Here is a 19,712-nt window from a genome sequence, read left to right as displayed (position 1 = left end):
TTTTAGCTTGCCTTGCCTGATGTCAACGCCCGGTACAGCAGCAGGTTCCCGACAGGCCGCAGCTCCAGCAGGCCGTTTGCTTCAACCAGCGCCAGCGCTTGTCTCAGCCGTCCGTCATCACCCTGGACGCGGGCCAGCAGCTCCCCCCGCGTGACACTGATGTTCCGCGCTGTGCCGTACTTCAGGACCTCGAAGAGCGCCTGGGCGTCTGCCGTCAGCGGCCCCGCCTGCACCGCACTCAGGCCCGACGACGCCACCCGGTAGCCCGTGGCTTGTCTTTCCTTGTACCTCGGCGTGGAGATCAGCACCTGCCTGGTCTGCACCGTGAGCATCGCCAGCGCCTCACGCGTCTGCGTGCCGGTCAGTCCATCCACCCCGGCCACGATCTCGCGCTCGGTGAAAGCGCGTGCAGGATCGGTATGCAGGAAGGCCAGAATGCGGGCGGCGTGCTCCTGCTGGGCCGCGTGACGCTTCTTGAGGGTCTCGGCGCGGCGGGCAGATCGGGCGACCAGACCGGTCTCGGCAGACTGGGGAGGCGGGCGCGAAGGGAGGCGCTCCGGAGGGAACTGGACGAAGCGGTACTCGAAGCGGTTGGCCGCCCTCAGTGCCCGGCGCTCGGCGTAGCCTGCCCGCGTGAAGTTCAGCGCAGACGTGGCCGCGTTCTTGGGCGTCCAGCCGGTGAGCTCCGCCAACTGGTGCGGCGTCAGCCACGCCCCAGCATTGGCGTGCAGCGCCCGCAGGCAAACAGGCTGGCGTCCGGGAGTGGGCGGGTTCATCAGAGCAGCCATAGACCCAGCCAAGTCATGCCAGCCACCGGAGGAACCATGGTAGGGCAGCACGTCGCTCGGCCTTGCGCCGGGCCATATGTCGTGCGGCCCAGTTCGCTGACACCGTCTCTATCGCCCGGTCGAGATCGCGCACCGCCTCGGCAGCCGCTTCGAGCGTGGGGTGGCTGCGCTCCGTCCACTCCCAGCGCAGGGAGTCAGCGTCGATACCGTACTCCTTCGCCACACGGAGGTATTCCGGATTGTCGGTCATGGGTTGTTCCTTGCAAATGGGGGCAGGTTGGAGAATCTGGCCGGAACCACACCCAACGCCCGTAAGGTGTCCTGACTGCACTTGACCAAGCGGGCCAAATCCAGTGAGCTGAGCGGTTGATCGACCACGTGGGGGGCGGCGGCCAGGGCCTGTCGGTTGGGCGCACGCACCAGGGCCTGTGCCCCCAGCGCCGCACAGTAAGCGTCGTCTACGTCGTCGTGGTGGTCAATTAGTTGGGCACCCGCGCTCAACGTGATGCGGGCGGGACGGGCCAGCTCCAGCAGCCACTCTGGCAACCGGGCGAGTCCCGGCCAGACCATCCCTGGCAACAACATCAGACAGGCCCGGCCCAGCAGGTAGGCGTACCCCTGCACGACCTTGAAGGCGTGCTCGATGTCGAATGTTCGGCCCACGGTCAGTGGGAGCGGCGGCAACGTCGGAAAAGCGGGCAGGGCGGGCAGTGACACAACGAACACCTGGAGATCGACAGGGGGGAGTGGTAGAGGTGCGGATGGACGGGTCGTGGGGAGACTCGGCCAGTCGGGTGGCGTGAGCGGTGAGTCGATCAGGGCGCGGCCTTTCAGCTCCTGACGGGTGCAGCCCACGAGGGCCAGCGTGACCCGCACGTAGTCTTTGACCGTGTGCGGGCTGAGACCTAGGCGCTTGGCAATTTGCTTGTTACTCAGCCCCTCGGCCAGCAGTTCGGCCACTTGGCGGCGGCGCAGGGTAAAACGGCGCTGGATCATGATTGATCCGTCCCAAACAGGCTGTTGGGTGCGCCCGCGCCGTCCGTAATGTTCGCTGCGTCCATCAGGGCTGCAGCGATGGCCCGCGCCCGGTCAGGGGTGAAGTAGACCGGAGGCAGCTCGTAGTCGCCTTCAGTGAACAGTGTGACCCGGTCATGCTCGGTGCTGATCGAGACGTGCAGGGTAAGTTCACTGCCGTCGAAGCCGTCCTCTTTAAACTCGGCGTGGATCATCGTTTTTTCTTCCTCGCTGCCCTATAGCCCGCCTGCACCCGTGCCAGCGCTTCCGGCTCCACCGTCCACAGCCCCTGACTGCCCTTGTGTAGCACCGGCTCCGGCAGGGGCGTGACGTCTAAAACCCAGTGGTATTGGCCCTGCGCGGCCCACGGGGAAGAACTGTCTTGCCGCACCTCGACGAGTTGAGCGACAGCCACAATGCCGGGGACGCATAGGCCGCGCCCGTCCCGCAGCAGCTCGCGGGCCAGCGCCGCACAAGGCAACCCTTGGTGACCCATCCAGTTCACCGCGTCAGTGATTTCGTTCCAGTACTCGCCTGATTTTGGAGGCATCGCGCCGCCGTGCAGGGCGAGGTACATACCAATGCTGCCGCCTTGCCTTTCTGGGCGCCACGTCCGGTTCTCCACCGGTTTGCCATTCAGGAAACCCCAGGCCCAGGGGTGTCGTAGGGTCAGGCCTTTGATTTTGGGTTCAGGAGTCATAGGCGACGCTCCTGAATGGTCTTCAATATCGCCCGGCACCGGATCTCAGGGGATGCAGTCAGGCAGTAAAACGAATAACTCATCGTTCGGCCATCGGGCAATTGCCGGGCCTCTCTGCCGTCGGCAATCATCTGATTCGTGTAGGCCTCGCCCCAACCCAGTGCCACAATCCGCGCTTCGGCCTCGGCGCAGGTGTTGCGGTCGGTGGAATAGGACAGGGGGCCAGGCCAATGGGACGCGTAGTCGTCCTGTCCTTTGGTGCCCATGCTCCAGGTCTTCACGGCGCGGCGATCAGTTTTGTCGGGCGCGTAGCCCATCCAACGCGAAAGGGCTTCGTCGAGTGCGTATTGCTCGTCTGTTCTGGTCATGGCGTCCCCTTGGCCGCGAGGCGCAGCCGCTCCAGCATGGCTCTCCCGTCCGGAGTGATAGCGAACAGCTTGGCCCGGCCCGCCGCGTCTCCGGGGGGCGCAGGCACGACTTCGACGAGGTTGCTCTTCACCAGTTTCACGATGCCCTCGCGAATGGATTGCTCAGACATCGGGTTCACGGCGAGGGTGTCGAGCCGCTCTGTCCAGGCCCGCTGGCTCTGGCCTTCCGCACCCGCCGTCGCCAGTAGGAGGGCCTGGAGGCTGCCGGGAACGAGGAGGCGGGGCAGGGTAGCGGTCATAACGTCCTCTCCAGTGCGCTTAATAGGGCCAGCGCCAGTGCTTGACCGGGCGTGTCCGCGCACATATCACCGCTGGCACGCTGATCGCCGCAATAGACCTGTGCCCACGCCTTAGCGTCTTGGTCACGCCGGGTCTCTAAATCCCACGTCCAGCCACGTGCGTCACACTCTTCCCGCAGTCCGTATTCCAAAAACAGCAGCCCCGTGGCGTCTGGGGCGCGGCCCAGCAGGTCATTCATCCAGTACACCTTGCGTTGCCTGCCCCCGGCCAGAATCTTGAGCACGCCCTGCTGATAGTCCATCGCTGCCCGCTCCGGCAGCGCTTCGGCCAGTTTCCCCAGCGTCTCCGACAGGCGAGGGGCGCTCACTGTGGCTCCGCTGGGCTTGGCATGAGATCAGCAAACGTCAGCAGGCGCAGCGGCACATCAGGGTGAAACGGGTAGCCGGGATCACCCTCTTTCAGGCCTTTTCCACACGTAAATTCCCCAGTGTCCCCAATGGCAAACCATGGGCCCTGCTCGCCCACCAGTTCCGGAAACAACAGGCTATCTGCATACCGAAAATAGTTACGGTAGATGGCCTCGGAGGTGTAGTGGTCATCCAGCGGTGCTTTGATAGCGATGCATCGGGCCAGCGCCTGGCCACCCATCCCTTCAATCGACCAATAAACGTTTCCTGCCCAGGCGCTTTGCCGCATCACGCTGGTTGCACTGTTGATGGCACAGAACATCCGGCGCACCTCCATCAACAGCTCGTCGCGGCTGAAATTGTCCCACGGCGTCTGGCCGAATCGCAGTTCGTTACTGTCGGGACTCTCGCCCAACTGCACGTCTTGTATGGGTGCATCTGCAAACGGCTCCCACAGCACAGGAATAGGGCAGTTTTCGCTGTGGCTTGGTGCCTGTTGGGAGCACACGGCACACCGTCCGCCCGCATTGCTCAGCAGCTCACCACACAACAGGCCGTACAGCGTCTCAGCAGGCACGCTCACCATGCGACCGCTGAGGCCGGTCATTGGCGTACCCACTCTTGGGGCAGGCCCAGAACGTTATGAACCTCGGCCAGAAAAGCCACGTTGCAGCGCCCGCGGATGTACCGTTTGAGGGTTCGCAGTCCTGCTACCACGTCAGCCAATGCCAGCCGCCTCTGGGCAGCTACAGCACGGGCATAGTCCATTTCGGAGTCGGTCAGCGCCGGGTTAACCATGAGCCACCAGCTGCAAGCGGGGAATGACGACCACGCGCTCGGCGCCGCTCTGGGGATTGCGCACGATGACCTCCGTGAAGCCCTGGCGGGCCAGTTGTTGAAACGTGTGGTTGACCAGGAGCGACTCGCGCACGCAATCGGCCATGCTGCTGTACTGACCTTCCTGAGTCATCGTCGATAACGTGGCAAAACTCAGGGCGTCAAACGTAAATTCCACGCGCTTGCTGGTGCTGGAGGCGGGGTCATCATGGATAACCTCGCCAACATCACTGCGCCACTCTGCCATCACCCCCGCCAGCTGGTCTTCCTTCTCAATTCGGTTCCGCTGATAGGTGGCATTGAGCCAGGTGCGAGCCTCATCTTCGTCATCGAAACGGAGCTTTTGGCCGGCATCATCCGTCAGAAATTTGGCCTGGTCGTATTCGTACTCGTCAAAATCTTGCAGGCAGGCAATCTGCAGTTTGTCGTCTCTGTTCAGCAGGATGCGGTAGTAAACCGGGTTTGCACTCACGTCGTCTCTCCTTCGCCCACGCGGGCGGCTTTGTGCAGGACGCAACCAAACTCCGGGCGCGTCACGATGCTGGCCTGAATCGGAAGTTCCCGAATCTTCAAATAGGTGTCGAAATTGTCGGGATCATCTGTCTGAACGATGTTGAGGTAAGCGGTCTTTGCCCCGTGTGGGTTGTTGAGTTCCATGCACCCACCTGTTGCGCCATCGTTGGGTTCCCAATACATGCACGTTCCACAGGCCGGCCCGCTCATCCGCGTTTATCTTTTTTTGCCTTTTTCCGGGCCTTACGCCGCTTCTCTTTCTCTGCTTCGGAGATTGGAGCACGAGGAGTCTGGGCGGGAGTGGCCTGATTTCCTTGCCGACTTTTGGGGTCAACCACTCCCAATGGGTTGCTGTGTGCGTAAGGACGAATCGTATTGCCAGTGCGTACCATTAGGTCCCCGTCCCTTCTGCCGGAGCGGGGGCTAGGGCGCGGCAAGCAGCAAACGCCTGTAAGTAACTGGCCCGCGTGCTAGCAAGATTGGCGACTTCAATTAGCGCGTCCCGGTAGGCTCTGGCGCAGCTGAACAACGTGCCATAGAGCCTCCGCTCTTCCCCGTTCAAGCGTTCCCAATCCGGGGCTACATATCTCGTCAGCCTGCCAATCAGGGCATCCACTTCTTCCCTGCTCTCAGCTTCAGCCGGGGCAGGCGCCGGGCTGGAGGCAGCAGCAAGAGTGCGGAGAGTGCCCGCCTCATCACGCGGGGCATAGTCAAAAGTGGCAACCGCCATATCCTCATTGATGTCCCGCAGGATCAGCGTCTTCCCACCGAAATAGAAACCTTGCCCGACTTCGACGGTGGCTGTTCCGCATTCTTGCTCTGTGGCGAGGGCAGCTTGTAATTCCACCATTGGACACTCTGGGTTATGGGGTTCATGTTCGTGTGCACTGCATCCGAAGCACAAACTTTCGTCCAATTCACCTTCATCACGTTCGGTTTCGCGGTAGTAGTAAGGATCAGAAACAATCCTGCTCAGTACCTCGCGGGGAACCTGCACCATGCGGCCGTCCTTCACTTCGGAGTCCATTCGTAAATCACTAGTCATGGCGTCGTCTCTCCTTCGCCCATGCGGGCGCTCTCAGCTAGGGCTTGGCGGGCCATTGCTTGCCTGAGAACGATCTGTCCAACACGTTTATGCAGCGCAGCAGGCGGGGCAGGAATCAAGCCTGCAATCGTTGTCGGAATGCAGGCGTCCCGAATGCAGCGGTACTCGCAGTCAAAACACACCCGGACTGAGGCAGCGAGGGCGCGAACAAAGTACGAATTCTTTGTGTGTTCTCCGCAGACGCCGCACGGTTCAGGTGCGGCAGGAAACATAGCGGCAGGCTCAAGGCCGAGTGCCCGCACCGTTGCGCCTTCCCGTTGAACATGGCAGGCATCACAGGCGTAAAACGTCTGACGATCCAGCGCAAACCGACTGGAAATAGAGGTGGTTTCAGGTGTTGCGCCACAGGCACAGCGGCGCGGGAAGAGGGCGTTGAGTTCCTCGTATGTCTGAATATGATCAAAGGTGCTCATCGCCTCACCCGGCCTCGGCTGGCGCTGGCAGCCGCTCTTTGATCTCGCCCCGCGCCTCACGCCACGCCCAGCTATAAGGGCACAGGTCGCGATCACTGCTGAAACCATCCAGCCGTACCCAATGCACAGCCACACCCTGTTTTTCGAGGTACGCGGCGAAATCGACTAATTCTTCATCAGTCAGTGGGCCGGGGTTGAACAGCCGATCGCGCATGTACTGGCGCAATTCAGGGCTGGCCTTTTTGGTTGGCTCATAGCGTTTAATGCCGTCACAGAGCCCACTCATCCCGTCCCGCCCTCGTGCGCCCCCGCCTGAGCCTGATTGAGTGCTTCCACTTCCCGCGCCATCAGACCAAACATGCCATCACTGGCAAACGGCCCGGTCTTGCTGATCGGGTCAGCATCCAACTCCACACCAAGCGACAGCAGGGTGTGCGTGGCCGTGTTGTGATCGTTGGGCGCGTAGGTACTCCGGCCATCGCAGTAGCGCCGTGAGTAGCCGTGCAAGGTTTTGGCTGCCCCTTCTAAAGCTTCAGCCCGCGCCTCAGCCGCCTGACAACGGGCCTCCAGGGCAGTGTTCGCGGCAAAGAGGGAGAGAGCGGTGTGGGCAAGATCTTCACCATAGGCATCTACTTCCTCGCGTGCCTCTCTGCTGGCTTTGATCGCACTACGGTAGCGCTGTAAATCATCCACAGAGAAGGTGTCAAATGGCTTGCTTGTCACCAGTGTTTCTATCTGCCCCAGTTGCACGTCGGCTTTCTCTATCCCTTCCAGAAATCCCCGCACCCGCGCCTCATCCAGCACGGTAACGGTCACGAGCGGGCCTCAGCGGGGGCGAGAGCGGCTCTAAGTTTCGGTAAGCTGTCGCGCTTTAGGTCTGCAACGGCTAAATCCAACAGCTGTAGGGGTGCAGAGCGTCCATACACGTCTAGAACATCCTGTTCGCATTGAATGGCAGCCTGTACGGCTTCTCGCAGCCTCAGTACTTCCGCCTGCGCCTGGTCTCGCTCCGCTTGCAGGGATTTAACGACGCATACAACCTGCTCCGTACCCATCCAGCGCACAGAATCCTGCTGAGTTTCATTTAGGACTTGTGCAGTCTCTCTGTCGGTGACGTTCTGACGGTCGCTCACCCTTCGCTCCCTAGCCCCACCAGAGCTTGTGCCCGCGCCCACGCAGTGGGTTTGCGGTTCTGGTACTCCAAGAAATCGCCATGCCCTAGACGGTCTTTCAGGGTCTTGAGTTCGACCAGCTCAGTCAACGCGGCCCGCAGGGCGTCACGCTCAGGCACGACGGCAACGTACTGGCGGGCAATCTGCTGCGAGGCCGCCATTAAATCCATCTCCGCAACTGTGGCCGCGCCCTCATGCCCATCGGGAACCAACAGGCCCAGACCACCCTCGTTCGAATACTGGATGCCCCAGCCCAGCTGGAAGTACCAGTGGCTACCCCTGGATTTGTCCAGCAGGGCCTGAATCTGCTCTGTGCTCAGCGTTGGGTCAGTCATCTGTTGCTCCTATATTTCTTGGGCAGGCAGAGAGGGCAAAGTAGGCGGCGGCGCAACAGGCCCCAGCCTTCAAGCGCAAAGTGCTGGTCTGTGCCTGTCCAAGTCACTTCGCATTTGCCGCACTGCCGTGTGACCGTCTTGCTATCGTCAGGCCGATTCAACTCCACCGTTTGTATGGTCATGCGCTGGCCTCGGCGGAATATTCCGGCGCGTACCAGGTCATGTCGATCATGCCGGGATGGGTCTCCGACTCACGGGTGTACTCGCCAATGGCCCAATTGTTGAGGTCGGCTACCTCTGCGGGATCGTTTTTGTACTTCCGCTGATAGGCCTTCCACCGCTTGCCGATGACCTTCCCAGTAGGGATCGTGTGGCTGTACTCCAGCAAGGCCTTGAATTCCTGCGGGGTCACGACCAAAACGGGCAGCATGACGCCGTTGCGCTCGGCATACCGCTGGGCAGGTTCCACGAGTTCGGGCAAAGCTGGAGCTGGTTCAATCGGCTCAGATTCTCGCTGGGCATCCGGCAACAAGATGGCGGCCAACAACTCCAGGCCTGTCTCCACGGTTTCGGCGCGGAAGCCCCAGCACTGCATCAACATGGCGTGTCCGTCGTGCACGTTGCCGCTCGGCTCCATGACCACGACAACGGGCTTGCGCCAGACGTGCGCCCACGCGATCTCCATGACCGTGCCGATACTGACGTGGGTGGCTCCCAGCAGGTTGACGAACAGGGCGTCCACGCGCTCGACGTCAAAGCGGTCGCGGGCAAAGATGGCCTGCGGGGAGCACAGGGGATGCTCTGGGTTGTGGCCGCTGTCGAGCACCGCCACGCCGCTGAGGTGGGTTTTGCAGCGCAGGGGCGAGTAGGCCGTGATGCCCAGCCGCGCCAGGTCAGACTGGGCAGCCAGGCGCCAGTCGGTGGCCCCAGCGTAGGAGCAACCGGCAATCGGGCCAGCTAAATAGGCGCTGGGGCGGCTCACGAGCGGGCCTCGGCATCAAACTGCGCCCGCAGACGTTCAAAGGCAGTATCGCCGCCTTGCTCTGGACGCAAGCTCAGACACGCGCGGCCCTTGTTCCAGCGCATGAACGCCACGTATTGGGAATCGTTCGTTTGCTCTGCGAAAGCGGTCACGCGCTCCATCCACGCGGCTTCGCTCTCCTGCTCATACAGCATGCCGCGGCAATGGGGGCAGGCAGGCATCCGGTGGCCGCCCAACGGCAGCGTCTGAATGCTGTAGATGTCGCCCCAGTAGGTGCAGCCTGCCCCATATACGATCCGGAGATCACGGGCCTCACCGGACGGGGGGCCGGGCACGTAACTGGGCGTCCCAGAAGCCCGGCGCTGCTTGCGGTTCATGGGCGGGCCTCTGCGGGCTTGAGGCCATCAAGTCCTTGTTGCAACTCTTTTGCCGCAGCCAACAGCATCGGATTCCCAATCTCGCGCCACAGGTTCATGGCGTCATCCATAATCTTGCGCAGCTGTTCGGCCTCCGTTGGCCCCGCCTCCACTTCTGGCTCCCGTGCCACCATCTCTTCCACCGCCAAATCCGGGTAGCGCAGCAGAATGCGCCGAACCTGCGCGGCGTCGGCCTGTGCTGCCATCGTGTCGCCCTCGAACAGCGCGTAATTGATGGCGTCCAGCAGCTCCTGCAACCGCATCACGGCGGCCCGGCGCTTGCTGCCTGACCACGCATCGATGGGCTGGCCGTAGGTGGCCACGCCTGCTTCCAAGCGGGAATCGACGACTCGGTTCAGCCGACGGTCTCCTAGCATGGCTTTGGCGCGGTCTGCGATAGGGCTGTGCGACACAGTCGGGGGATTCACGCTGCTCGTCCCTTGAACACCACGGCCCGCACTTGCTTGAGCTGACTCTCTTTCGTCGGGTACGTTGCCCGCCAGCCGGAGAGTTGTTCGTCACTGATGACCACTGCACCCAACTTGATTTTCGGATCGTTCAAAGTGTCACGCAGGTAATTCGTGAGCGAGGCTTCTTCCAACGCGTTCTGGGGCAGATCAGGGTTCGGCATGCGGGTAACCACCTTGGGTTGAGGGACGTGCGAGGCTTCCAGCCGCTCACACTCGCTGTTGAGGTGGGCAATGGTGGTCTGTGCGGCGGCCTGATCGGCCAGCAGCTGGCGGCGCTGTTCGTTCCAGCTGCGTTCCTGATCGGCGGCGATCCGGGCAGCGCGGGTGAGTTGCTGCTGAAGCCCGGTCACGTTGGCGGCGTGCGCGGCTTTCAGGTCGGCCACCTCACGGGCAGAAGCTTCCCGCTCGCGCACCAACTGGGCGGAGGCGGCCTCAGCAGCGCGGCGGTATTCGGAGAGTTCGCGCTGCACCTCGTCTGCACCAGCGGTGGCCATATCGCGTTCCTGCTCAAAGGCGGCTTTTGCCTCGGCCAGCAGCGCATTCGCCTTCTCCTCCGCCTGCTCGCGCAGGGCCACTTCCGCCTCTTCGGTGACGCTTTTCACCGTCGCCAACATCTGATTCAAAATGCCTTGCAGCACGACATCGCTCCGGTCTCTCAGCGCACGGCGGGCATCAAAGGTCGATCCGGCAAAGGCGTCGATTCCGAACGCGGCCAAATCCAGTGAACGCTGAACGAGGTCGGCGGCCACGGCGCGGCCCAGATCGGTTGGACGGGTGACCGCCTCATCCAATTGCTCCCGGAGCACTTTTTTGAGCGTGTCGCCATACGCCCCGCGCCACTCGTCCGAGGAGAGACGGCGGGCACGGCTGTCCGAGAGCGCCATCTTGCGGGGCTTGGGGGTCTGCTGCTGGGCGCGGAATTCAGCCAGTGAGGCGGTGTCGATCAGGGTGCTGGTCGTCATGCCGCCGCCTCTGCTGCCGCGTTGCGCAGGGTGTACGTCACGAGGTTCGCAATGCGCGTGTAGGCCAGTCGCCCCTGTGCGTTCAGGACAGCGAGGGCCTGATCCACCTCAACACGGGGCAGGCGCAGGCCTGTAGCGATATTGGTGGCGGTGTCAGACGCGCTGCGGGCCGTGACGTGCGCCAGGTGCGCCGCCACCCGTTCCCCTTCCGGCGTCAGGGTGTCGCCCTCCGGTTCCGGCAGGTCGAGCTGTTCCAGGCGGTACATCGCCCGCGTGCCCACCCCGTCCAGCCGCTGCACTTCTCCGGTCGCCTGCAGGTTGCCCAGAGCCATGCGCAGGTGAGAGAGGGCCAGTCCCGTCGCCTTGACCAGGTCGGTTTCGACATACGCCTGCCCTGCCTCCAGCACGCCCAAAACGAGCGCGGCATTGGCCCGCATGGTGATATTCAGATCTTCCTGGCTGGGTGTCGAGCGAAACGAGGTGACCTGCTCCACCACCTGAGCCTTCTTACCGGGCTTCGGGGGCAGAGCGGGCTTGATTTCCCCGGACGCGTAGGCGGCCAGACGAGCCCGCCCCAATGGGGTCAGTGAGACGGTGGTAACGGTCTGGCTGGGTGTCATCTCCACCAGTCCTTCCTCTTCCAGGGCCGTCAGCAACCGCTGTAGCGTCGTAATCGAGAAGTCCACGTCCATGTACCCGTGTAAGCCTCGGTGACTCTGCGGGCCATGCAAATCGAGCAACAGCAACGCGCGGTGCGTGCGGTCGCTGGGCAAGGGCACGGAGCGGGCGGCAGGTTCTGGCGTCTTGGGGGCCTGCGCTTCAATCGGCGGTACGGGCAGCGGCGTTCCGGGTAGGGCGTAGATCACGGGCGAGGTTCCAGGGAACGTCATCAGGAGGCCTTCTCTGACCAGGGCATTGAGTTGGACGGCGCAGGGGCCGGGATACAAGTTGAATGCGGCGGCCACATCTTTGGCGCGGTGCGGGCCATGCTCACTGACCCACGCCACCAGTTGAGTTTGCAGGCTGCTGGGCTGGGGGGCAGGCTCGGACGTGGGCTCAGCCTCGCTTTGTTCAGCCTCGGCCTGAGCTTCCGTCTCCACCGGCGCTGACTCGACCTCTGCAACCACCGGAGGCAGCACTTCAGCTTCAACCAGCACCCCAAAGTCGCACTGGGTCTGCTCGCTGAGGCGGTAGCGGTAGGGCCAATCCGTAGAGTCCACGGTCAGGTATCCCTGCGTGGTCAGGCGGGTGATCCACTTGGCGGTCGTGGAGTCGCTCCACCCCAGCCGATTCTTGACCTCACGGTTGCTGGAATCGGGATGGGCGGCGAGATCGGCCAGCAAGGTCGTTTGCCGTTCTGCCTGAGTCATTTCAGGAGGTTTGCGAGCGGGGACCGCTGGTGCCGGTTCTTGGGGAGTACCTTCGGGAGGCCCAGCGGCTTCACTTCCCACCACCAGCACCTTCCCGACTTGCAGGCCTGGCGTGGAATCAGGTTCGACGAGCGGAGACTGCGCATCTGCCTCCTGCACGGCAACCTCTGCAACAGCAGGGGTGGCAGCACTTTGGGCCTCTGCGGGCGTTCCGCCATTGAGCACGGCGGAGAGACGCTTCAGTGTCGCCTCGGCATCCTCTCCGGCGTAGATGATGTCCTGCGTTGCCTCGATAGCCGCAGCGACCTGATTCTGTTTTTGATAGAGCTGGGTCAGGGTTTCCTGCGCCTCATGGCCGCTTCGGGCGGTGCGTTCCAGCTCGGCAATTCGGGCCGACAGGGTGAGCAGTGTGGTGTTGGACATGGGAGTCTCCGGGCTAGTCTTTTCGAAAAGACTGGAAGAGGAAAGGGAGGTTTTGTGCGGCCTGGACGGAGTGAACGGGCGAGGCCGCACGGGGAAGTTTTATGAGAGAGGGGCTAATCGGCGGCGTGAGCAAGCACTTTGCGGGGCCGTCCGGAAATGGTGATGACACGCTGCGGCGGCTCCGGCGCGTGGACGAAGCGGGCTGCGCGGTACACGAACGGGTCGAGGGTGGTTCCGGTGCGGCACATCTGGATGGTTCCGGCTCCCCGCAGCGCCAGCACGTGAATCCGCACGGCGGCGCGGGAGCAGGGCAGGGCTTCAAACAGTTCGCGCTCGCTGCGGCCCGCCTCACCCCCGGCCTCGATGGCTTGGAGGATGCCTGCCCGGCCCACCACCGGGGCACGGGGCGTTTTGGCCGCTTCCCGCACCGACTGGCGCAGGCGCAGGGCGTCTTCGGTGCTGACGTAGAGCCGGGCCTGTCCACCCTTGACCGGGGTGCGCAGGTAGGCCACGCTTGCCGTCAGGCGCTGCGCGTGGGTGCGGCTCAGGCCCAGTTCTGCCCGCAACTCACAGAGCGCCACGTCGTCGGGCGTGGGCGGCTGCCACTCACTGAGAACGGTCTCGACCCACGCATCAGGCACGAGGGCGTGCGTTCGCCGTTGCTGGCCTTTCACGCCCACGGGATAGGTCAGCACCCCGGCGTGCTGGGCGCGGCTCCAGAGCATCACGTAGTCCCGCTCCACCAAATTCGCCACGTCGGTGAGACGCACGTAGCCCGCCACATCGCCTGCTTCCAGGCCCAATTTGCGGGCCTTGGCGTGCACAGCGCTCGGTTCCATGTTCAGCAGCTCCGCAGCGCGGCGGTGGCCGAGGGCGGCGTAATGCGCCTTCAGCCACGCCACGCGCTCCGCTGACCACAGGCGGCCTGTCGAGAGCGGTGCAGCGCGGTGCACGTTGCGCAGCGTCACCGACCCGCTGACCGGGGGCAGGTGCGCGAGGGCGGCTTCTCCGGCGGGCGTGATGCGGTATACGCCGCGCACGGGCCGTTCCAGTAATCCGCGCCCGTACAGCCCTTTGACGTTGTCCCACACCCGCGCCGTCGTCCAGCCCAGTTCGGCCATAAGCGCTGGAACGCGGGCCGGCTCGCGTAGGGCCAGCAACACGGCACGGGTGTCTGCACCGTACACACCCCGAACACGGCTGGGAGCAGCATTCGTGGCGCTCATGGCTGCACCGCTGGGGCCTGTTCTGCCCGCTTCTTGCGCTTGCGCTGCGCTTTGCGCCTGCGGTTCTCTGCGCCCCGGCTACGGCTCATCACTGCTGTGACCACCACCCCGCCCACGCAGCGCACTACCCGCATGGAATCTGGCGTGACGGCGAGTCGTATCTCGAACTGGTCTTCGCTGCGGAACTGCAATTGCCCGTCCCGCAGCACCTCGTGAATGGCCGCTTCCGCTGCCTCGGAGGGAGAAACGTGCCAGCGTTGCATGGCCTGCGCCACGGCGTGTTCGGTCACGCGCCAAGTCTGGGGAGCGGTCATGGCTGCCGCCCCAGGTGCGCCCGCCGTGCTTCGCCCGCTTCCTCTTCCCGGCTGAGCTGGCTGCTGAGCATGGCCGCGCACAGCAAGGACACGCTGTTCAGGGTCACGTAGGCCCCACCCAACCACAGCCACCAATTCACCGCGCCGCCTGCTTTTTCGGGAAGAGGGCGTAGAAGTGGCGGTCGCCGTAAGGGATGCGCGTCGGCCCCAGCCCGGCCAGCAGCATTACCAGCTCCGCTTCTTCCGGGTGGGTGGTCGCGGGCGGGCGGCTGTTGAGGCGGGCGGCAAACTCTGTGGTGCCCAAATCTTGAAACCACATCTGCACCTCGTGATGGGACGGCACCCGCCAACTGCGCCCGGTGCGAACCACGTCGCGCTCCTTGAACCACCACGTCTCGCCGCATCCGGTGGTGAATGGCACGGCCCGACAGAGGAATTGAGCGTCCCCTGAGCGGCCATGCACCTGCCAGAAGGGCATCAGCTGGTTGCCCCGGTCGCACAGAATCCACGGCCAAGACTGGCGCACGATGTCCCCTACTTGAATGGACTCTTCCCGGAAGTCGAAGGAGAAGAGGGAAGGAGCGGCCAGCTGCGCCGCGCGGGGTTTTTGGCTGCTCATGCCACACCCGCTAAGAAGCCGCGCATGGCCGTGACGACCTGCCCAAAGCGGACGTCCTCTGCCTGCGTTTCCTCTGGCTTAGGCCAGGGCAAAGCCGCGTGCCAGAAGACGTTCTGCCAGCTCCACAGGCATTCCACTTTCAGGGTGTTGCCGCACACGACGGTGGCCGGAATGCCCCAGAGGGTGGTGTTGATGAACGCGCCGTAGCAGGAGCGGTCGGAGATGTCCTGCACGACCCAGCGGGTGTGCAAGGGATTGATGCCCTGATCGGCCAACGCCTCAGCAAAGGTGAGCACCATGCCGCCCGTGCCTGCGGTGGGCTCATTGCAGTTCAGGACTTCACCGGGCGTGAAGATGTGCGCGGCGTCAGGGGAAACCTGCAAGCGGGCCAGCAGGCACGAGAGGGCAAAGGGAGTAAAAAATTCGCCGCCCGAATCCCGGTCTAATTTGTGGTTGATCTCCATGTACAGCGGCCCCAGCAAATCCATATAGGGCCGGTCGTCCATATCCACCACCAGTTGCCGGAACGAGCGCACGACCACATCAAGGTCATGGGCGCTCAGCCCCTTGATGGCGTCCAGGTAGAGAGCTTCCTGCTGCCCACCGGTCAGGGCGCAGGCTCCAGCGGTCACCATGCGGCGGTAGGCCTCGGACACACGAATCTGCTTGACGTCCTGGAGGATGCGGGCAAACGGAAGTTTCAGTGGGTCGCCCAGGAAACCACGGGTGGACTGCTCGGCTCCGGCGTCGCGCTGGAAGGAACGGGCGAGTTTGGACGTCATAACGCACGCTCCAAAATCAGAATGGGCGAGGCGTGCGTCAGCCTCCGCCATGCGACGGGATTGATCCAGAGCGTTTCGGCCCGCTGGGCATTGGTTTGGGTGCGGGCTCCTGTGGCCACCGTCTGCCAGCCGGGCAACGCCGCACTGTAGTAATCGTTGGCGTAAGCGCTCAGCACGACTGGGCCGAGGTGGGCGCGGAGAACGTCCAGCAGCTCGTCATGCTGGTCGCGGCCCCGCATTTCGTGTTCATAGAGGCGGGAACTGCTGCGAATCTCGCTCAGGTAGGGCGGATCGACGTACAGCAGGACGTCTTTGCCTTGCGTCTGGGCAATCAGCTTGACGGCGGGCATCTCGCTGATCTGCGCGTCTTTCAGGCGGGCGGCAGCTTGCAGTACTCGCTCAGGCAGAATCTGCCAAGCCGTGACAGGAGACTGTCCCGCAACGTCCCGAAACCGCCAATTGCTGCGCACTGTGAGAGGTCTACGGCCAATCTGCTGCCAACTGGCCACGATCAGGCAACGGGCACGTTCGAGGTCAGTCAGGTCAGGCTGCTGGAGCTTCGCGTGCGCGTCGCGGTACTCGCCCTCAGCCCAGGGCGTGACGGAAAGCATCCCTGCCAGTGCAGCCCCTTGCTCGCGCAACACCCGGAACAGAGTCACGACGTTGCGATCCAAGTCGTTGATAACTTCTACGCGGGAAGGCTCTTTATTGAAAAAGACCGCGCCACTGCCGAAGAACGGCTCTACGTAGCAGTCATGGGCGGGCAGGTGGCCGCACACCCACTCGGCGATACGCCACTTGGCACCAGGCCAGCGCAGGACAGGAGCAAACTCACTCATGCGTCTACCCGCTTAAAGTTGATGTTCCAGACCCAGGGGTTGGCGTCCCAGCTGCCTTTCCCGTTCAACTGATCCCACTTCTGACGGAAGAGGTCTCGGCCTTCACCCCGATACTTGCTTTCAATCTGCCCCGCTGGAAACACACCTTCTGCACGCGCCTCTTTTTCGGAGAGGTGTTGGAGGCGCTGCACTTCGACACTGGTCAGCTCCAACGTGATCCGACTGGCCCAGCGCGGCATGTAGATGGGCGACATGCGCTTGCGCTCGCTGAACCAGCCCCAGGGGTCTTCGGTTCCGTCATACCAGGCAGCTTGTTGCCAACCCTGGAAATGCCCGGTCTCAATGATCGGCCCACGCTTCAGCAGGGAGCCGCCTTCCATTTCGAGAGGAATGACGCCGAGCGTGAATGCTTCACGCACCCACAGCCGGGCGGCACGCTTCATGCAGTTCGCTCCTGAGCCGTAGGGCGATTCCATGCCACCGGGGCCATACCAGCCGTCTTCTGCCGGCTCATCACTGTCGTCATCGTCAGGCGGCCAGAGCAACAGGTCGTCGTCGGCCTTGTACGCTGCCTCGCCAGACACGTAGTTGCACCAGTAATGGCGAGGCTCACTGACCCCGGAGTACGTGCCTACCGCGCCCCAGTAATAGGGGTAGGAATACGGCATATCGTCTTCGACAGGCGGCTGCGGCTTGATGAGTCTCCGCGTCTGGCTTTTCGTCCCCGCCAGGATGGCCTGTACCATTAGGGCGCTAAAGATGATGGGTTTGGCTTTGACTTCCGTTCGGACGCTCATGCCCCACGCCCCGGCGTGCTGAGGAAGTAGCGTCCGGCGTCCTGGCGTAGCAGCCCCTCGGCAGTGTCCAGCCCATCCTTATCTAGGGCCGACTTGCAGATACGCGGGTTCATCTTGCGGGTTTGGGCATGGCGCTTGATGATGTTGTCAGCCTCAGAGACCGTCACATTGCGGGTTTGACGGAGGATGCGGGTCGGGCTCATGCGGGCTGCCAGCAGAACGCGTCGCTGCCCGCGTCATACGTCACGCTGAACAGGTGGGCGGCTTCAGCGAGGTGCATCAGGGCCACCCGCAGGCTGACCGTCTGCTGGGCCGGCGTCGAACCGTCGGCCACCTGATCCTGCAAGGCCACCTGCGCCTCTGCGGCCGTCAGGATGCCCCGCGAGCGCACCAAGTTCCGCAGCAGGCTGAACAGGGGCAGCCCCTCTTGCATCAGCGTCTTCTCCACTCCGTCCAGCGGCACGCCCCCGCGCAGCCCCACCGAGCGGTGCAGGCCTTCGGGGAGGAGCGGCGCATCCAGGCGTTGCCACAGGTGCAGGCAGAACTCGTGCTGGTTCACCCACTGACTGGCCGGAGGCATGAGCTGCACGACGGTGGCGTCCGCGTCGAAATACTGCTCGCGCACCGCGCCCAGTTCCTCATAGGTGGGCAGGCGATCTTGACAACTTACGGAGACGTGTCGCCACTGGCCCTCGCCCGCGTGGTCTTCCTGCGGCGAGATCAGGAGTCTGAGGGGGCCATGTTGTACCGCCTGCGCGTCGCCCCATTCAGCGGGCAGAGTCAGGGGCCGGGCCGGAGCGAGGGCGGTCATTCCAGCCACTCCAGCTCGCCCAAATCCATGTACTCGCTGACTTTCCCCGGAGCGGCGCGCACGCCCACCGCGAACAGCAGGCAGCCCGTGACCAGCACCCCGGCCAAGGGCAGCAAATCCGCACGGGTCGCCCCGCCCAAACTCATCAAGGCCACCAGCGCCACCATGAAGCCCAAGGCCATTAGGGGGAAGGCCATTCGCCGCACCACGTTCGGGCGGGGACGATGGGGGAGGCGTTCGTGCAGGGCATAGACAGGCACGGGCACAGGCTGGGGCGTGGGCTGGATCTGGGTCATGGACGGGCCTCCGGGCGGGTGATGGGACGAGGGCGAGACAGCGAGCCAGTCAGGTGCGCCACGTCGTACAGGGTGAGTTGGCGGAAGGCCTCTTCTTCTGCGGGTGTGCCGAGGGTGTCAGGGTCGTCATGCAGGACTTTCCAAGCGTTGAACAGCGCCAAAGCCACGGCAGGGTTTTTCTGATGGGGATCAGGTGCCGGTGCAGGCTGCCGGAAGCGGAGGGGCCAGATCACAGCAAGACGTCCGACAGGGGCGCAGGTTCCAGGCGGCGCAGCACAGGCAAGGTGAGGTCACGGACAGGCGGCTGGGCGCTGGCCTGCACCTCCGCCACTGCTCGGCGCAGAATTGCCAGTTGCGCCTGGTTGCGCCGGGCATGCTCGGAGAGGACGGGTTCAGCCCGCGTCATGCGCCTGCCGCCTGCCGAATCAAGGCGTCGATCTGGGCGGTGAGGTTGGACTTGAAATCCACCGTGCCCAGCGCGTCGTGCAGGTCAAGCTGTGTTTCGACTGGCAGGGGATGAGGCAGCGCGGCGGTATAGGTCAGGCTGAGGGTGACCGTCACGGCCCGGTCATCCCGGATGCAGGTCTTGATCAGGTAACCGCTCTCGACCATGACGGCGGGGGCAGGGGAGACGGTCATGCACGGGCCTTGGAAGCTCGGTAAGCCGTGCGGGCGGGCACAGGTTCGTCGATGTCCCCGTGCTTCCAGTCCAGCGGCTGCGTGGCGATGTAGAAATAAATGAACTCCGGTTGCTGGGTGGCGAATTGCACCCGTGCTCCTGCCCAGGCCACCGCCGCGATCTGCACCGCTTGCAGGGCGGGCATGTCCCAACGGCGCAAGATTTCCTTGGCGAGCGCGTCCGGGTCATTCACCGGCACGCTGTCCTCACCCAGGCCCACGCGAAGGTCAGAGAAAAAGGCGAGGCGGGGCGTGGGCGTCTCGGCGGGGCCTTCTTCATCACAGCTCCAGCACGTCCCGTGGTTGTCCAGCAGTCGCCCGCAGGCGGGGCAGTCGTCCGGCTCGAAGCTCACGCCTGCACCGACTTCACGCTGTACCCCTGGAGGCTCCGGGGCTTGATGGTGAGGATGTACGTCCGGGTACTGACCTCAATGCGGTGCTGCAACTTGATGCCTGCGCGGTCTGCCCACACGATGTACTGGCTGAGTGCGTCATGTGAAGGAATCCAGCTCAGGCCATCTGCGGAGAGCTGGAGCTTCAAACGCACCTCGCCCCGAGCTACCAGCAGCGCCAAGGGGCCAGCAGCGAGGTCGGTCAGCGCGGCGTTGACGTGCTTGATGCACTCGGGGCCAACTTCACCGATGCCCAGGACGACCGTGCCAGGGTTGCTCAGCTTGATGCCGCAGCGGGCGCAGCAAGTGGCGGGGGTGCGGGGGGTGGTCTTGCGGGTGGGGGTGATTTCACGCATACTTAGCTCCTTCCGGCCCTCGCTTGC

Annotated in this window: 37 protein-coding genes; all 37 read right to left on the bottom strand. The window is 63.6% G+C overall.

Annotated elements, in window-relative coordinates:
• Positions 1–2: 2 nt before the first annotated feature.
• The 37 genes from M1R55_RS29700 to M1R55_RS29520 all read right to left on the bottom strand — a co-directional run bounded on the left by M1R55_RS29700 (position 3) and on the right by M1R55_RS29520 (position 19,685).
• Entirely contained in the window at positions 3–788 is a 786-nt protein-coding gene (locus M1R55_RS29700; protein WP_249396593.1) for a hypothetical protein, read from the bottom strand.
• Between the two features lie 13 nt (positions 789–801).
• The gene (locus M1R55_RS29695) at positions 802–1,038 is read right to left on the bottom strand and encodes a hypothetical protein (protein WP_249396592.1); all 237 of its coding nucleotides are present in this window, start codon (positions 1,036–1,038) and stop codon (positions 802–804) included.
• Positions 1,035–1,784 carry a helix-turn-helix transcriptional regulator gene (locus M1R55_RS29690; protein WP_249396591.1) on the bottom strand — a complete coding sequence of 250 codons (750 nt, stop codon included), beginning with the start codon at positions 1,782–1,784 and terminating at the stop codon, positions 1,035–1,037. Before M1R55_RS29690 ends, M1R55_RS29695 begins: the two co-directional genes overlap by 4 nt.
• On the bottom strand, positions 1,781–2,017 hold the full coding sequence (locus M1R55_RS29685; RefSeq protein WP_249396590.1) for a hypothetical protein: 237 nt from the start codon (positions 2,015–2,017) through the stop codon (positions 1,781–1,783). The genes M1R55_RS29690 and M1R55_RS29685 overlap by 4 nt, the downstream gene beginning before the upstream one ends.
• Entirely contained in the window at positions 2,014–2,502 is a 489-nt protein-coding gene (locus tag M1R55_RS29680; protein WP_249396589.1) for a hypothetical protein, read from the bottom strand. Before M1R55_RS29680 ends, M1R55_RS29685 begins: the two co-directional genes overlap by 4 nt.
• Entirely contained in the window at positions 2,499–2,870 is a 372-nt protein-coding gene (locus M1R55_RS29675) for a hypothetical protein (RefSeq protein WP_249396588.1), read from the bottom strand. The genes M1R55_RS29680 and M1R55_RS29675 overlap by 4 nt, the downstream gene beginning before the upstream one ends.
• Positions 2,867–3,169, bottom strand: coding sequence for a hypothetical protein (locus M1R55_RS29670; protein WP_249396587.1), 303 nt, complete (start codon positions 3,167–3,169; stop codon positions 2,867–2,869). The genes M1R55_RS29675 and M1R55_RS29670 overlap by 4 nt, the downstream gene beginning before the upstream one ends.
• Complete coding sequence (locus tag M1R55_RS29665) at positions 3,166–3,537, bottom strand: hypothetical protein (RefSeq protein WP_249396586.1); 372 nt, start codon at positions 3,535–3,537, stop codon at positions 3,166–3,168. The genes M1R55_RS29670 and M1R55_RS29665 overlap by 4 nt, the downstream gene beginning before the upstream one ends.
• Positions 3,534–4,184 (bottom strand): hypothetical protein, encoded by a 651-nt coding sequence (locus tag M1R55_RS29660; protein ID WP_249396585.1) that lies wholly within the window; start codon positions 4,182–4,184, stop codon positions 3,534–3,536. The genes M1R55_RS29665 and M1R55_RS29660 overlap by 4 nt, the downstream gene beginning before the upstream one ends.
• On the bottom strand, positions 4,181–4,375 hold the full coding sequence (locus M1R55_RS29655) for a hypothetical protein (protein WP_249396584.1): 195 nt from the start codon (positions 4,373–4,375) through the stop codon (positions 4,181–4,183). Before M1R55_RS29655 ends, M1R55_RS29660 begins: the two co-directional genes overlap by 4 nt.
• Entirely contained in the window at positions 4,368–4,886 is a 519-nt protein-coding gene (locus M1R55_RS29650; RefSeq protein WP_249396583.1) for a hypothetical protein, read from the bottom strand. Before M1R55_RS29650 ends, M1R55_RS29655 begins: the two co-directional genes overlap by 8 nt.
• A complete protein-coding gene (locus M1R55_RS29645; protein WP_249396582.1) occupies positions 4,883–5,071 on the bottom strand; it encodes a hypothetical protein in 189 nt (62 codons plus the stop codon). Before M1R55_RS29645 ends, M1R55_RS29650 begins: the two co-directional genes overlap by 4 nt.
• A gap of 247 nt (positions 5,072–5,318) precedes the next feature.
• Positions 5,319–5,972 (bottom strand): hypothetical protein, encoded by a 654-nt coding sequence (locus M1R55_RS29640; protein WP_249396581.1) that lies wholly within the window; start codon positions 5,970–5,972, stop codon positions 5,319–5,321.
• Positions 5,969–6,445, bottom strand: coding sequence for a hypothetical protein (locus M1R55_RS29635; RefSeq protein ID WP_249396580.1), 477 nt, complete (start codon positions 6,443–6,445; stop codon positions 5,969–5,971). The genes M1R55_RS29640 and M1R55_RS29635 overlap by 4 nt, the downstream gene beginning before the upstream one ends.
• Positions 6,446–6,449: 4 nt before the next feature.
• A complete protein-coding gene (locus M1R55_RS29630) occupies positions 6,450–6,731 on the bottom strand; it encodes a hypothetical protein (RefSeq protein WP_249396579.1) in 282 nt (93 codons plus the stop codon).
• Complete coding sequence (locus M1R55_RS29625) at positions 6,728–7,261, bottom strand: hypothetical protein (RefSeq protein ID WP_249396578.1); 534 nt, start codon at positions 7,259–7,261, stop codon at positions 6,728–6,730. Before M1R55_RS29625 ends, M1R55_RS29630 begins: the two co-directional genes overlap by 4 nt.
• A 313-nt stretch (positions 7,262–7,574) precedes the next feature.
• A complete protein-coding gene (locus M1R55_RS29620) occupies positions 7,575–7,952 on the bottom strand; it encodes a hypothetical protein (protein WP_249396577.1) in 378 nt (125 codons plus the stop codon).
• 178 nt (positions 7,953–8,130) lie between these two features.
• Complete coding sequence (locus tag M1R55_RS29615; protein WP_249396576.1) at positions 8,131–8,934, bottom strand: nucleoside 2-deoxyribosyltransferase domain-containing protein; 804 nt, start codon at positions 8,932–8,934, stop codon at positions 8,131–8,133.
• Positions 8,931–9,311: a hypothetical protein gene (locus tag M1R55_RS29610; RefSeq protein ID WP_249396575.1), complete on the bottom strand. Its 381-nt coding sequence runs from the start codon at positions 9,309–9,311 to the stop codon at positions 8,931–8,933. The genes M1R55_RS29615 and M1R55_RS29610 overlap by 4 nt, the downstream gene beginning before the upstream one ends.
• On the bottom strand, positions 9,308–9,778 hold the full coding sequence (locus M1R55_RS29605; RefSeq protein WP_249396574.1) for a hypothetical protein: 471 nt from the start codon (positions 9,776–9,778) through the stop codon (positions 9,308–9,310). Before M1R55_RS29605 ends, M1R55_RS29610 begins: the two co-directional genes overlap by 4 nt.
• Positions 9,775–10,782: a hypothetical protein gene (locus tag M1R55_RS29600; RefSeq protein ID WP_249396573.1), complete on the bottom strand. Its 1,008-nt coding sequence runs from the start codon at positions 10,780–10,782 to the stop codon at positions 9,775–9,777. The genes M1R55_RS29605 and M1R55_RS29600 overlap by 4 nt, the downstream gene beginning before the upstream one ends.
• On the bottom strand, positions 10,779–12,575 hold the full coding sequence (locus tag M1R55_RS29595; protein WP_249396572.1) for a MarR family winged helix-turn-helix transcriptional regulator: 1,797 nt from the start codon (positions 12,573–12,575) through the stop codon (positions 10,779–10,781). Before M1R55_RS29595 ends, M1R55_RS29600 begins: the two co-directional genes overlap by 4 nt.
• A gap of 113 nt (positions 12,576–12,688) precedes the next feature.
• A complete protein-coding gene (locus M1R55_RS29590; protein ID WP_249396571.1) occupies positions 12,689–13,801 on the bottom strand; it encodes a winged helix-turn-helix domain-containing protein in 1,113 nt (370 codons plus the stop codon).
• Entirely contained in the window at positions 13,798–14,115 is a 318-nt protein-coding gene (locus M1R55_RS29585) for a hypothetical protein (RefSeq protein ID WP_249396570.1), read from the bottom strand. The genes M1R55_RS29590 and M1R55_RS29585 overlap by 4 nt, the downstream gene beginning before the upstream one ends.
• On the bottom strand, positions 14,112–14,255 hold the full coding sequence (locus M1R55_RS29580) for a hypothetical protein (protein ID WP_249396569.1): 144 nt from the start codon (positions 14,253–14,255) through the stop codon (positions 14,112–14,114). Before M1R55_RS29580 ends, M1R55_RS29585 begins: the two co-directional genes overlap by 4 nt.
• A complete protein-coding gene (locus M1R55_RS29575; RefSeq protein WP_249396568.1) occupies positions 14,252–14,734 on the bottom strand; it encodes a hypothetical protein in 483 nt (160 codons plus the stop codon). The genes M1R55_RS29580 and M1R55_RS29575 overlap by 4 nt, the downstream gene beginning before the upstream one ends.
• Positions 14,731–15,516, bottom strand: coding sequence for an N-6 DNA methylase (locus M1R55_RS29570; protein ID WP_249396567.1), 786 nt, complete (start codon positions 15,514–15,516; stop codon positions 14,731–14,733). Before M1R55_RS29570 ends, M1R55_RS29575 begins: the two co-directional genes overlap by 4 nt.
• Positions 15,513–16,355, bottom strand: coding sequence for a DNA adenine methylase (locus tag M1R55_RS29565; protein WP_249396566.1), 843 nt, complete (start codon positions 16,353–16,355; stop codon positions 15,513–15,515). Before M1R55_RS29565 ends, M1R55_RS29570 begins: the two co-directional genes overlap by 4 nt.
• Positions 16,352–17,152 carry a hypothetical protein gene (locus tag M1R55_RS29560; RefSeq protein ID WP_249396565.1) on the bottom strand — a complete coding sequence of 267 codons (801 nt, stop codon included), beginning with the start codon at positions 17,150–17,152 and terminating at the stop codon, positions 16,352–16,354. The genes M1R55_RS29565 and M1R55_RS29560 overlap by 4 nt, the downstream gene beginning before the upstream one ends.
• Entirely contained in the window at positions 17,149–17,355 is a 207-nt protein-coding gene (locus tag M1R55_RS29555; protein ID WP_249396564.1) for a hypothetical protein, read from the bottom strand. Before M1R55_RS29555 ends, M1R55_RS29560 begins: the two co-directional genes overlap by 4 nt.
• Complete coding sequence (locus tag M1R55_RS29550) at positions 17,352–17,963, bottom strand: hypothetical protein (RefSeq protein WP_249396563.1); 612 nt, start codon at positions 17,961–17,963, stop codon at positions 17,352–17,354. The genes M1R55_RS29555 and M1R55_RS29550 overlap by 4 nt, the downstream gene beginning before the upstream one ends.
• The gene (locus M1R55_RS29545) at positions 17,960–18,259 is read right to left on the bottom strand and encodes a hypothetical protein (RefSeq protein ID WP_249396562.1); all 300 of its coding nucleotides are present in this window, start codon (positions 18,257–18,259) and stop codon (positions 17,960–17,962) included. Before M1R55_RS29545 ends, M1R55_RS29550 begins: the two co-directional genes overlap by 4 nt.
• Complete coding sequence (locus tag M1R55_RS29540) at positions 18,256–18,492, bottom strand: hypothetical protein (protein WP_249396561.1); 237 nt, start codon at positions 18,490–18,492, stop codon at positions 18,256–18,258. The genes M1R55_RS29545 and M1R55_RS29540 overlap by 4 nt, the downstream gene beginning before the upstream one ends.
• On the bottom strand, positions 18,489–18,665 hold the full coding sequence (locus M1R55_RS29535; protein ID WP_249396560.1) for a hypothetical protein: 177 nt from the start codon (positions 18,663–18,665) through the stop codon (positions 18,489–18,491). Before M1R55_RS29535 ends, M1R55_RS29540 begins: the two co-directional genes overlap by 4 nt.
• On the bottom strand, positions 18,662–18,898 hold the full coding sequence (locus tag M1R55_RS29530; RefSeq protein ID WP_249396559.1) for a hypothetical protein: 237 nt from the start codon (positions 18,896–18,898) through the stop codon (positions 18,662–18,664). Before M1R55_RS29530 ends, M1R55_RS29535 begins: the two co-directional genes overlap by 4 nt.
• Positions 18,895–19,290 (bottom strand): hypothetical protein, encoded by a 396-nt coding sequence (locus M1R55_RS29525; protein WP_249396558.1) that lies wholly within the window; start codon positions 19,288–19,290, stop codon positions 18,895–18,897. Before M1R55_RS29525 ends, M1R55_RS29530 begins: the two co-directional genes overlap by 4 nt.
• Positions 19,287–19,685: a hypothetical protein gene (locus M1R55_RS29520; protein WP_249396557.1), complete on the bottom strand. Its 399-nt coding sequence runs from the start codon at positions 19,683–19,685 to the stop codon at positions 19,287–19,289. The genes M1R55_RS29525 and M1R55_RS29520 overlap by 4 nt, the downstream gene beginning before the upstream one ends.
• Positions 19,686–19,712: the final 27 nt, after the last annotated feature.

It is taken from the genome of Deinococcus sp. QL22, assembly GCF_023370075.1.
In the GTDB taxonomy this organism is placed as follows: domain Bacteria; phylum Deinococcota; class Deinococci; order Deinococcales; family Deinococcaceae; genus Deinococcus.
Note: the sequence above shows the minus strand (reverse complement) of the source record. Positions and strands in the feature narration are given on the sequence as shown.